Here is a 12,263-nt window from a genome sequence, read left to right as displayed (position 1 = left end):
ATAATTCCTAGTTATCCTTACTTTATTTGTTTATATAATCACCGAATAGATTCAAACCGTCAATAATTTACTTTTATTTTCCAAAATAGAAACTTTACATACACATTACCTCTATTACACAAGAGAACAGCCCTAGCCTTTTGGTTACCGCTTCTTAGTAGATTATTCAGTTTTTATGCTGTATGCTGCTTTTGATCAATACTCGTTAGCGATATTCAAATGGTACTTTGAAGTTTCAACTACCAAATATCTTACAAAACCAGTTATTCTCTGCAGTTCAAAGTGATAAAGGTTATTTAGAGGCCCACCTCAATTATTCAGCTCAACCCTTTTCGAGTATGATCTTTAAACTGAATAAGACGCCCGGATTGCTTTTCTGCTTGGAAGTCGCAACTCGTTAACCTAAACATGAGTACCCAATCCGAGAGACACTCGGTGTCATGAATATCTCCTGGAAGGTAGGTAGTCACGTTAGAGGGTTGTATAACATTGGCTCCACGACTCACTAGCGTGGTATCACCATCTGGGCTAGTTATTTGTTTATAAGTCGTCACCCTCATTTCACCGCTATGCAAAGCGTAAAACACCCAGCCAGCACCATGGTTGTGCGGCGCTCTGTACAAGCCCTTTTTTTCAAAATGTGCCAGTAAAATAAAGCCATGCTTAGCATCGCGGTGTAGCTCTTGGCTTTGCGGTTTCTCTGCGAACAAACGTGCTAACCACGGTTCCTGTACAGAAGTGTGAGTCAATTTTTGTAACTGTGTGCGGGTATGCTCGACTGTGTAAGAGTCAAGCCCTCGCCAATGTTTTTGAATGTCATTGATAACGTCATCTAGTGTATTTTTCATCACGGTTTACCTCTCTATATAATCAATTGAAATACCAAATGTTAGGCTGTCTCGCTGGTTCTTTACGTTGGTCGCTGTACTATAAATTGCAAGGATAATGCACAACATAGAACTAATGTGAGATTAACACTGCTAATGGCCATTGAAGGCAGCAATGCGGATAAAGCCAGAGCGACCAGAATAGCACGATGTGATTTGATATCTGGATGTGGAGCATTTAGTTGAGCAAGCCGTTTCATAGAGAACTTATTGAAGTCACAAACCATGAAACCTATACTAAGACTTCAAGTCGACTTGAGGTCAACAGCTATGAGCACACAATCTGAATTAGATATCCAACAGGTATCATTACGCTCAGGATTACCGTCTTCTACCATTCGTTATTACGAAGAAAAAGGGCTGATCAAACCGCTTGGTCGTAAAGGCCTAACGCGTATATTCAATGCCAATGTTCTAGAAAAACTATCGGTAATTTCATTGGGGCAGTTCGCAGGCTTTTCGCTGGACGAAATACGTGTATTACTTGAGTCGGGTACAGCCTCTGAGATTGACCGCTCACGACTGATTGAAAAGTCTGAGGAAATTGAGCGGAGCATTAAGTTGTTAAGCGTTATCAGTGATACCTTACAACATGTGGCCCATTGTCCCGAGCACAATCAATTTGATTGCGCTAAGTTTCAAAACTTATTAAAAAAGGCCACGCGATTACAGCATAAAGGCGTGAAGAAAATGAAGTTCAAATAAAAATGAGCGTATAAAGTTAACCTATCTCAGGCCAATCCAGTTTGAGGGCAATAAATTTATATCAAGATTTAACCCAGCCCATCACAACAAAAGTCCCCCCCTTGCTATCCAAATATCAGCCTATATCATTTGATAAATCGTCGCTGTAGAGCGCCTAGACATACAAAAAAGCCACAGTGTTCACTGTGGCTTTCTACTCTAAATAGCGCGAAGCAATTAATGCTCTTCGTTTACTATATTGAGGTTATATTTTGGAATTTCAACGACTAAGTCTTCATCAGCGATAACAGCTTGGCACCCGAGGCGAGATTCAGCTTCCAAGCCCCACGCTTTGTCTAGCATATCGTCTTCAAGTTCATCACTTTCGTCAAGTGAGTCGAAGCCTTCACGCACAATCACATGACAAGTAGTGCATGCACATGATTTCTCACACGCGTGAGGAATACTGATACCATTTTTCAGTGCCGCGTCTAATACCGTTTGTCCTTTTGGTGCTTCAATTGCAGCACCTTCAGGGCAAAGCTCTTCATGGGGTAAAAAGATGATTTGTGGCATATTACACCTCGTCTACAGACTGCCCTTGCAGTGCTTTCTTAATTGATACATCCATACGACGTGAAGCAAATTCGCTGCTGGCAGCGTCTACTTTCTCGATGGCATTTTTAATTTCGTCTGGTGATTGAGCCTGTTCACGAGCAATCGCTAACATGGTCATTTGTTCACGCAGTAGTGCCAGCTCCTGCTCGTTCAACAACTCGCTATCTGTGGCAAGTGATGCTTCCAACGCTTCCAATACTCGTAGCGCTTCTACTTGCTGCTCTTTGAGCATGCGTGCCTGCATATCGTCTTTTGCGTTGCTCATTGAATCTTTGAGCATTTGTGCCACTTGGTCATCCGATAAACCAAATGATGGCTTCACTTGAATCTCAGCTTGAACGCCCGTTGATTTTTCCATCGCAGAAACACTTAGCAATCCATCCGCATCCACTTTAAAGGTCACCCGAATATGGGCAGCACCGGCGGCCATCGGAGGAATACCTTTGAGGCTGAACTTAGCCAATGAGCGGCAATCATCTACCAACTCTCGCTCACCTTGTAGCACGTGTAAAGACATGGCCGTTTGCCCATCTTTAAAGGTGGTAAATTCTTGCGCTCTGGCAACCGGAATGGTGGTATTTCTTGGAATGATTTTCTCAACCAAGCCGCCCATGGTTTCTAAACCTAGAGACAGCGGTAACACATCCAATAGCAACATGTCTGAATCAGGCTTGTTACCCACTAGAATATCAGCTTGAATTGCGGCACCAATAGCAACCACTCTGTCAGGGTCTATCGATGTAAGAGGCTGTTTTTCAAAAAATGCTTCAACTTGCTCACGAACGACAGGCATACGGGTCGAACCACCGACCATCACCACTTGTAAGATGTCTTCATGACTTACATCAGCATCTTTCACTGCCCTGCGACATGCACGTAAGGTTTTTTTCACCAGCGGCATCACCAATTCTGCAAACTCAGCTCGGGTAATAGTAACCGTGTGGCTTTGCTCACGCAGCTCAAGCTTAACATTGACGGTTTCGTAGCTGCTCAGCGCTTCTTTACAGGCTTTCGCTTTATTGATGAACAAACGTAATTCGTTGGCATTTAAATCATTAATGCCAGTTTGAGACTTGAATACATTAACTAGTACAGAGTCAAAATCATCACCACCTAAGCTTGAGTCGCCACCCGTAGCAAGTACCTCAAACACGCCCTGATTTAGCCGTAAAATTGAAATATCAAACGTCCCGCCACCTAGGTCATACACGGCGATAACGCCTTCCTGACCCGAGTCTAAGCCATAGGCAACCGCAGCCGCTGTAGGCTCGTTTAGCAAACGTAATACTTTCAAACCAGCAAGTTCTGCGGCATCTTTGGTGCTTTGACGCTGTGCATCATCAAAATAGGCAGGTACTGTGATCACGGCACCTTGTAGTTCATCCCCTGCAAAGCTAGCTTCCGCTCTAGCGCGTAAGCTTTTTAAGATTTCAGCAGAAGCTTGAACAGGGCTAATAGGGCCTGCCACTGTGTTGATTGCCAAACCATTGTCTGTTTGTACAAACTCGTAAGGCAACTGACCGTAACTTTGTTCTATTTCTTGCTGGGTTTTACCCAAAAAGCGTTTTACTGAGATGAGGGTGTTAGTTGGATCTTGAGCAGAAGTTTGCTGTGCTTGAACACCCACTTCTGTGCCCTGCGCCTGATAACGCACTACCGAAGGTAGCATCACAGAACCGTCAAAATCGGCCAGTGTTTTGGCCTCACCACTTTGCACGGTAGCAACCAATGAGTTGGTTGTGCCCAAGTCGATACCTACAGCCAATTTATGTTCGTGTGGTGCCGCGCTCTGCCCCGGCTCAGCGATTTGCAATAATGCCATAATGCTCTTTCACTTTTGCGACCGCTCGTTAAGGGCGGTCTGGAGAATTAATCAAATAAACTGTCTTCGATACGCGCCAGTTCGTCACGTAGCTTATATACAAATTTGAGTTTACGGATGTTGTCGGCGGCTTGCTCTAAGTCTTGTTGGTTGTCACTGCTTAACTGCGCTGCCAACTGCTGACTAAATTGTACATCAAGCACTTTAATTTGCTGCTCAAACTGCTCAATTGCGGCCTCAACATCGTTGCTGTTAGGCAGCTCTTCCAATGCCTCACGCAGCTCCATTTGCTGCATTAGAAACATGGGGTCTTGCAATGTTTGTTGCTCGGCGCGAATATCTACACCGCGTTCGCTGAGCATGTACTCCGCGCGCTTGACTGGGTGCTTGAGCACCGCCAATGCGTCATTGATCTCCGCCGTTTTTTGCACGGCGAGCAGCTTCTCTCGTTCACTTTTTCCTGCAAAGCGGTCTGGATGAACAACTCGCTGTAACTCAAGGTAATGCTGATTTATCTTTTTAAGATCAACATTATAATCGACTGGAATATCAAAAAGCTCAAAATAGCGCATGTCTTTTATAAACCCTAAGTGTGCGCACAATGCGCATTGCAAATATACGACAAAGCCCCACCAAGGCAGGGCTTTGAGATCAGGCTAAGCGGCGCTTAAACCGTAAAGCTCTCGCCACAGCCACATTCGTCTTTCTGATTTGGGTTGTTAAATTTAAACCCTTCATTAAGACCTTCTTTAGTGTAATCAAGCTCAGTGCCGTCGATGTAAACCAGACTCTTGGCATCAACAATGATTTTTACATCTTTGTCATCAAAAACCTCATCGCCTTCATCAAGTTCATCAACAAACTCAAGAACATATGCAAGACCTGAACAGCCCGTGGTTTTAATGCCAACACGCAAGCCTACGCCTTTGCCACGATTGCTCAAAAAAGCCTGAACTCGGTTTGCCGCCGCGTCTGTCAATGTCACTGCCATATTTATCTACTCTTACTTCGCTTGTTTACTTTTATAATCTGCAATTGCTGCTTGAATTGCGTCTTCTGCTAAAATTGAGCAGTGGATTTTAACCGGTGGCAATTCTAGCTCAGCACTAATATCGGTGTTTTTGATGCTAGCCGCTTCGTCAAGGGTTTTACCCTTAACCCACTCTGTTACCAAAGATGATGACGCAATCGCACTACCACAGCCGTAAGTTTTAAACTTAGCGTCTTCGATAATACCTTGATCTGAAACTTTAATTTGTAGCTTCATTACGTCACCACAAGCAGGTGCACCCACCATACCTGTTGCAACACTTGGATCGCTTTTATCAAGTGACCCGACGTTACGTGGGTTTTCCACGTGATCTATTACTTTTTCACTGTACGCCATAACTCTTTCCTCACTATGTGCTCATAGCGCCTGGCTACAAGCAAAAACTTGCTTAATGATGTGCCCATTCAACGCTATCTAGGTCAATGCCTTCTTGATGCATTTCCCAAAGCGGCGACATTTCACGTAATCGACCGATTGACTCTTTAATCAAGTTGACGGTGTAGTCGATATCTTCTTCTGTTGTGAAACGACCAATGCTAAAACGAATCGAGCTGTGTGCCAGTTCATCGTTACGCCCCAAAGCACGTAACACATACGACGGTTCCAAACTTGCTGACGTACAAGCTGACCCCGAAGATACGGCGATGTCTTTTACCGCCATTAATAGTGACTCACCTTCAACAAAGTTAAAGCTGATATTCACAATACCTGGTACTGACTGATCAATCGCACCGTTGAAATACACTTCATCCATCGTCATTACGCCATCAATTAAGCGTTTACGAAGTGCACTGATGTGCGCGTGATCTTTTTCAAAATCTTCTTTGGCGATACGAAACGCAGCGCCCATGCCAACTAACTGATGCGTTGCTAATGTACCAGAGCGCATACCACGCTCATGACCACCGCCGTGCATTTGTGCTTCTAAGCGCGCACGAGGTTTACGACGAACATACAAAGCACCAACGCCTTTAGGGCCATAAACTTTGTGACCAGAGAACGACATGAAATCAACTTTAAGCGCTTGCAGGTCGATTTTTACTTTACCCGCGCTTTGTGCGCCATCAACGTGGAACATGATCTTGCGCTCACGGCACATTTCGCCGATAGTGGCGATATCTTGGACCACACCCAACTCGTTGTTTACATGCATAACGCTCACTAAAATAGTGTCATCACGCATTGTAGCTTCTAGCTTTTTCAAATCTAATAGGCCGTTATCTTCAACGTCCATATACGTCACTTCAAAGCCCTGACGCTCAAGTTCACGACAAGTATCTAGTACCGCTTTGTGCTCGGTTTTAACCGTAATAATGTGCTTGCCTTTCTTTTTATAGAAATGTGCAGCGCCTTTGATAGCAAGGTTGTTTGATTCCGTAGCACCAGAAGTAAAAACAATTTCACGTGGGTCCGCGTTAATTAAATCAGCGATATCATTACGCGCCTGATCAACCAACTCTTCAGCCTGCCAACCGAAACGGTGTGAGCGTGAAGCTGGGTTACCAAAGTTGCCATCCATTGTCAGGCATTGCATCATTTCGTCTGCAACGCGCTGATCAACCGGAGTGGTTGCTGCATAATCTAGATAAATCGGTAATTTCATTTGTTTCTCCGCTTGACGTCAACCTACAGTTGACAGCTCACTTGAATATTGTCTAATTGCTTCATCGCACTGTTGACGCTTTTATCTTGACGCGATGCAACCGCACGCACCTCTGAATTTGCGACTAACTCGGCAAGGGAAATATTGTTTAAAAACTCTTCGATGCGCACGCTTAAATCCGACCACAGGGTATGTGTTAAACAACGCATCCCACTTTGGCAGCCGCCCCCTTCTCCATGGCAACGTGTTGCGTCAACAGATTCATCAACCGCACTTATCACGTCACCTACAGAAATACTTTGCACATCACGACCAAGTAGATAGCCGCCTCCCGGACCACGAACAGAACTGACGAGGCCATGTTTACGCAGTCGGGCAAATAATTGTTCAAGGTAAGATAATGATATCTCCTGGCGTTCGGAAATATCAGCCAATGGGACTGGGCCAACTTCACCATGCAAAGCAACGTCTAACATTGCTGTTACTGCATATCTGCCTTTCGATGTCAGTTTCATGGAAGCCCCCTAGCTAGTTTACCAAGCCGCAAATTTTAATTACCTGACTAAGATAGTCAAGTATTACTCATCAGTATTGCGACTAAAGTTGACGAATACTTGAGTAAATTAGTCAACTACTAGGTCCATTGTAATTACCTGAGTAATTTAGTCAAGTATTATTATTGTTCGGCAGAACGTGCTAAAGCGGGTTTATTTCGCTGCTTGCACGTTCATGGGTGAGCGCTGTTTACTCAGGTTTTTGGCGGGTAGACTTATTGATAGAGGTTAAAATACCACGCAGGATATTCAACTCTTGATCCTCTGGTCTGGCACGATTGAATAAGCGTTTAAGCTTGGTCATTACCATGCCTGGATGCTGCTTAATGATAAACCCAGTTTCATTCAATGTGCTCTCTAGGTGCTCGTAAAACAGCGCCATTTGTTGAGCACTTGGGTATACCGCGTCATCTGACTCTGGCTGCTTTTCCTGACGGTCTAAAAACGCCATACGCGTCTCATAAGTCAGTGTTTGTACCGCCATTGCTAAGTTTAATGAACTGTATTGTGGATTCGCAGGAATACACACATGGTAGTTGCACAGTTGCAGTTCTTCATTGGTTAAGCCGCTATTTTCACGACCAAACACCAAAGCTACTGGGCCTGTTTCAGATCCGCTTACCAACTTTTGCGCACACTCACGCGGCTCCACCATCGGCCATGATAATGTGCGAGAACGCGCACTCGTGCCAATGGTTAATGCACACTCTTCAATAGCCTCTGACAGCTCGCTGACAACCGTCGCATTGCCTAAAACATCCGTTGCTCCCGCAGCCAAAGCACTGGCATGGCTGTCTACCTCACAAGCAGGGTCAACTAAATAGAGTTTAGATAGCCCCATTGTCTTCATTGCACGTGCGACAGAGCCAATGTTGCCTGAATGAGATGTGTTGACTAACACAATACGAATGTCTTCTAATGCCATTGATAAACCAGTCTTCAAAAAATAATGGCGAAGTTTATCACAGCATCAAGCTGGCACCATAGTAAAAAGCACATCAATCTAATTCCTTTTCCAGAACAGCGCAGTACAAAAAAACAGCAACTTTATTTGCAATCGGTTATTTACTTTGTGACAAAAATCGCTAGAATACGCCGGCTCTATATGAATATGTTCTTTTACAACCCAAAGGTAATGCTATGCATCCAATGTTAAACATTGCGGTACGCGCTGCGCGTAATGCAGGTAAAGTGATCTTACGTGCATGTGAAGATTTATCAAAAGTCGAAGCTCAACAAAAAGGCAGCAATGACTTTGTTACAAACGTAGACAAAGACGCAGAAGCCGTCATCCGCGATACTATCCTAAAAGCCTATCCTGATCATTCAATCGTGGGTGAAGAATTAGGTATCACTGAAGGCAAAGATGCAGATTACCAATGGGTTATCGATCCTCTTGATGGGACAACTAACTTCATCAAAGGCATTCCTCATTTTGCCGTTTCTATTGCATTAAAAGTGAAAGGCCGCGTTGAGCAGGCTGTGATTTATGATCCGATTCGCAGCGAGTTGTTCACCGCATCTCGTGGTCAAGGTGCCCAGTTAAACTCAAAGCGTATCCGTGTAACTAAAAGCACAGAAATCGCAGGTTCAGTCCTTGCAACTGGTTTCCCATTTAAGCAAAAACACCACCTTGATGCTTACACAGAAGCATTTAAAGCATTGTTTATACACACTGCGGATATCCGTCGTGCCGGGTCAGCTGCGCTTGATATGGCGTATGTTGCGGCAGGTCGTATGGACGGTTTCTTTGAAATTGGTCTTAAGCCTTGGGATACAGCAGCCGGCGAGTTGCTAGTAAAAGAAGCGGGCGGCATGGTAATGGACTTTGCCGGTGGCGCAAGCTACAACCAAAGTGGCAACGTGATCTGTGGCGCACCAAAACTTTGCCAGCTGATGGTTAAAGAGATTCGTCCAGTATTAACGGAATCATTGCTACGTTAATACCCACGCAGTACACCTAAACAAAAAAGGAGCTTATGCTCCTTTTTTGTTGCCTGTTGTATAGCGGTTCTATTGCGACTTACCTTGATTTAAAGCCCACTTAGACTCGTCTTGGTCGCGTTTTTTTGGCGGTCGAAAATACGGGTTTTGCAACATCAGCACTTTGGTGTCTTTATCAAAAGGTAGCTGAGCAAGCATCTTGGCAAAGTAGCGTTCAAACAGCGCGTCAAACTCTCCTGTCGCTTGTAGTTTTGCCAGCCCTTGAGTTAATGCATTGGCAAGCTGTGGCTTATCTTTATTGACGAAAAAATAAAATGCGCTGGGGTATTGCAAATAAAGAGTGGGTAAGATCACCAAGTTGTCACCCGTTTGTGTGGCCAACTCAGCGCCAACCTCAATAAACGAACGAGGAAAATAATCTAGGCGACCCCGAGACACCATCGCAAACATTGCCTGATAGTTCGCCATGGGCCTAACGTGCAAATGGTTGTGACCTAAGATCTTTGTGTCAGGCCAGTCATGCCCTTGTACGGCGGTAAGTTTGGCTAATTGTTGTAGTGAGTCAATATCCTCAAATTGCGACAGTTGCATCTTGTTGATCAGTAACGCACGCTTGCCAATAAAGCCTTTAAACAGAGGCACCGGTATTGCCGTTGCCAATTGCTCTCGCTCAGGGCTAGTCATACTCCAATGTAAATCAACTTCACCTTGGCTCAAAGCCAATAAAGTGCGCTGCTGATGAGGGTGTACTTTGACATGCTCTATTTGCGCTGCAAAGCCAGCGGCTTTAAGCGACATCTCTAATAATTCGTACAAGTACAAGTCTCTATCGTACAAAGTACGTTGCTCTTTGGCGACATAAATGGTTTCTGCCGCAACTAATAAACCAGCCCAACTACACAATAGGCACAGCAATACGAGTCTACGCATATCTGTGTTCCAAACTTGTTTTTGTTAACGCTACACCGAGCTGAGCTTTTACTCAAGCTTTTATACCGAGATTCGAACCACTCAGGCTATGCTGAGCATTCGGTCTGATCCTTTGCAACTTTTACGACTGATACACTTGGACGACGTCGATTACATACAAACAAGTAACTGTTTCGATACCGCTTAGCTTCTTTTTTAGCATCCGTCGCCAACGCCGCTACCTGATGACTGTTTTTACAGCTTTCTAAATCAGGCCTGACTAAACCGATGGATAGCGTCAGCAAGGGCACGAATTGCTTTTGCCCTTCTCGATTGGTGGCCCAGTAGCCTCCTGACTTAACATGTTCGGGTGTAAAAAAGGCCTTTGACTGTTGCTCAAAGTCATTGATGATTTGATGGCAAAGTTGCTCGGCATCGTTGGCATCAAACACCACCATAAAGTCATCACCGCCGATATGTCCGACAAAACACGGACTTTGTTCACTCGCTTTTACCGTCACATCAGCGAGCAATTTGATCACGCTATCGCCACTTGCGTAACCATACAAGTCATTAAATTGCTTAAAGTGGTTTAAATCGATATATGCCAACGAAAAGTCAGATTGCTTACGCAGGCGCGTTTCAATTGCTTCATTTATTGCTACATTACCTGGCAACATAGTGAGTGGGTTAGCGTGCTGAGCATGACGGATTTTTTCTTCCGTGATGTGCTTGAGAATATCTCTAAGCGGCGCAAGTCCTAAGTAGCAACCATCTCGAGTGATAATGATATGGCGACGAATATCAAATTCCTGCTCAGTTATTTGCTGACTCACTTGATCCAATAGGGCATTTTCATCGACGATCAGCGGCTGCTTATCCATTAGCTCCATCACTGATTTTTTCGCATATAATGCATGTCCATATGGCGCGGCAAATACTTCTGTCAGTTGATCACGGTGCAATAATCCTATCGGCTCTCTGTTATCGTTCACGACCGCTAAGCTCATCAGCTTTTTATCCGACTCAAAGCTTTTGTGGGCATCTTTACATTGTGTGCACTGGTGAATGGCATTTTGTGTCATGGCTAGCCAGCCAATCGCCATTGATTGCTCTGTCGTATTCATTTTCGGCGTCAAGTTTAGGGCCGACCACTGACTGGCCTCAAGTTCAATCGTAGGTTCACTCTGGGGGTAGGCCAGTAAATATCCTTGAGCGTTCACAATGCCTAGCTTTTCAAGCAATGATAATTCTTCAACCCGCTCTATCCCTTCAGCGATCACCGATGTTCCTGTAGCTTTTGCAAGCTCAATAATGGATTTTAAAAACTCTCTTTTAACAATACTTTGGTCACAATAGTCAATAAAGTACCTGTCGACTTTGACATATTCAGGGCAAAGCTCTGACCATTGCTTTAAGCCTGAATAGCCAGCGCCCAAATCATCAATCGCAATATTAAAACCAAGCTGTCGATAGTGCTCGATGGTTTTTAATAATAAAAAACCATCATCTACCTTGTCTTGCTCCGTTACTTCAATCACCACCCTATTCGCAGCCAATCCGTGTTTTTGTACTAAATGGCGCGTTTCTCCGCGCGGGTGACTTGGGTCAAGTAGCGTGCTTGGGCTCACATTCAAAAACAGCTTGCCAGGTAATTGTAGCGAGACAAACCGCTCTATCGCCTTTTCTCGACAAAGTAACTCTAACTCAGACAGCTTGTTATGAACCCCTGCGGCGCTAAACAATTGCTCAGGCATTTCTAAGCAATCTACACCTCGACTTAGTGCTTCGAATCCTAGTATGTCTTGTTTGCTAATATCATAAATGGGCTGAAATAAAGTATTAACAGTGCCGTGTTTTAATATGTTTTCTAATACTCGTTTTTCTAGCTCTGCTGCTTCATTCACGCCTGTAACCAACGAACAATTGACCAAATAATAGCCCAGCAAATTAGCAAGGTTTTATGACATTTTTGTGGCAAAAATGGGAATTGTCCCGATTATCATTGGTCGAATTTCAACAATAAACACCTTGAACATGTCGCCAGCGCCCAGCACGGCTTGGCTGTGTAAAAATAGCTTGTCGTAAAACAAGTGAGTGAATTTTATTCACGCTACGTGGCATTTTTATTTCATGAAAATCACAAATTGAATACCGTTATCAGCGTGCGTATTTTGATACTTGGGTAGCC

13 protein-coding genes are annotated in these 12,263 nt (G+C 44.3%); 2 read left to right on the top strand and 11 right to left on the bottom strand.

Translation table 11 applies throughout. The annotated features are described in order from the left end of the window. Positions 1-317: 317 nt before the first annotated feature. Positions 318-848, bottom strand: coding sequence for a hypothetical protein (locus tag BET10_RS03430; protein WP_070983413.1), 531 nt, complete (start codon positions 846-848; stop codon positions 318-320). Between the two features lie 309 nt (positions 849-1,157). Here BET10_RS03430 and BET10_RS03425 point away from each other — a divergent pair, with 309 nt between their 5' ends. Further along, on the top strand, positions 1,158-1,592 hold the full coding sequence (locus BET10_RS03425) for a helix-turn-helix domain-containing protein (RefSeq protein ID WP_070983412.1): 435 nt from the start codon (positions 1,158-1,160) through the stop codon (positions 1,590-1,592). A 216-nt stretch (positions 1,593-1,808) separates the two neighbouring features. Here BET10_RS03425 and fdx read toward each other — a convergent pair whose 3' ends face one another. The 8 genes from fdx to trmJ all read right to left on the bottom strand — a co-directional run bounded on the left by fdx (position 1,809) and on the right by trmJ (position 8,144). Then, positions 1,809-2,147, bottom strand: a complete 339-nt coding sequence (fdx, locus tag BET10_RS03420; protein ID WP_070983411.1) for an ISC system 2Fe-2S type ferredoxin — start codon at positions 2,145-2,147, stop codon at positions 1,809-1,811. Between the two features lies 1 nt (position 2,148). Next, a complete protein-coding gene (gene hscA, locus BET10_RS03415) occupies positions 2,149-4,011 on the bottom strand; it encodes a Fe-S protein assembly chaperone HscA (RefSeq protein WP_070983410.1) in 1,863 nt (620 codons plus the stop codon). A 47-nt stretch (positions 4,012-4,058) separates the two neighbouring features. Further along, positions 4,059-4,583 (bottom strand): co-chaperone HscB, encoded by a 525-nt coding sequence (hscB, locus tag BET10_RS03410; RefSeq protein WP_070983409.1) that lies wholly within the window; start codon positions 4,581-4,583, stop codon positions 4,059-4,061. Positions 4,584-4,678: 95 nt separating this feature from the next. Then, complete coding sequence (iscA, locus tag BET10_RS03405; protein ID WP_070983408.1) at positions 4,679-5,002, bottom strand: iron-sulfur cluster assembly protein IscA; 324 nt, start codon at positions 5,000-5,002, stop codon at positions 4,679-4,681. Between the two features lie 12 nt (positions 5,003-5,014). Further along, on the bottom strand, positions 5,015-5,398 hold the full coding sequence (iscU, locus tag BET10_RS03400; RefSeq protein WP_070983407.1) for a Fe-S cluster assembly scaffold IscU: 384 nt from the start codon (positions 5,396-5,398) through the stop codon (positions 5,015-5,017). A 52-nt stretch (positions 5,399-5,450) separates the two neighbouring features. After that, positions 5,451-6,665: an IscS subfamily cysteine desulfurase gene (locus BET10_RS03395; RefSeq protein WP_070983406.1), complete on the bottom strand. Its 1,215-nt coding sequence runs from the start codon at positions 6,663-6,665 to the stop codon at positions 5,451-5,453. A gap of 23 nt (positions 6,666-6,688) precedes the next feature. Further along, entirely contained in the window at positions 6,689-7,180 is a 492-nt protein-coding gene (iscR, locus tag BET10_RS03390; protein WP_070983405.1) for a Fe-S cluster assembly transcriptional regulator IscR, read from the bottom strand. A gap of 229 nt (positions 7,181-7,409) precedes the next feature. Continuing rightward, entirely contained in the window at positions 7,410-8,144 is a 735-nt protein-coding gene (gene trmJ, locus BET10_RS03385) for a tRNA (cytosine(32)/uridine(32)-2'-O)-methyltransferase TrmJ (protein WP_070983404.1), read from the bottom strand. A 215-nt stretch (positions 8,145-8,359) separates the two neighbouring features. Here trmJ and suhB point away from each other — a divergent pair, with 215 nt between their 5' ends. Then, the gene (suhB, locus tag BET10_RS03380; RefSeq protein WP_070983403.1) at positions 8,360-9,163 is read left to right on the top strand and encodes an inositol-1-monophosphatase; all 804 of its coding nucleotides are present in this window, start codon (positions 8,360-8,362) and stop codon (positions 9,161-9,163) included. Positions 9,164-9,232: 69 nt separating this feature from the next. Here the strand turns inward: suhB and BET10_RS03375 are convergent, their stop codons facing one another. Both BET10_RS03375 and BET10_RS03370 read right to left on the bottom strand, forming a co-directional pair. After that, the gene (locus tag BET10_RS03375) at positions 9,233-10,093 is read right to left on the bottom strand and encodes a substrate-binding periplasmic protein (RefSeq protein ID WP_070983402.1); all 861 of its coding nucleotides are present in this window, start codon (positions 10,091-10,093) and stop codon (positions 9,233-9,235) included. An 86-nt stretch (positions 10,094-10,179) separates the two neighbouring features. Next, positions 10,180-11,979 carry a GGDEF domain-containing protein gene (locus BET10_RS03370; RefSeq protein WP_070983401.1) on the bottom strand — a complete coding sequence of 600 codons (1,800 nt, stop codon included), beginning with the start codon at positions 11,977-11,979 and terminating at the stop codon, positions 10,180-10,182. Positions 11,980-12,263: the final 284 nt, after the last annotated feature.

Source organism: Pseudoalteromonas amylolytica (assembly GCF_001854605.1).
Taxonomy (GTDB): Bacteria; Pseudomonadota; Gammaproteobacteria; order Enterobacterales; family Alteromonadaceae; genus Pseudoalteromonas; species Pseudoalteromonas amylolytica.
This window is presented reverse-complemented; position numbering and strand designations above follow the sequence as displayed.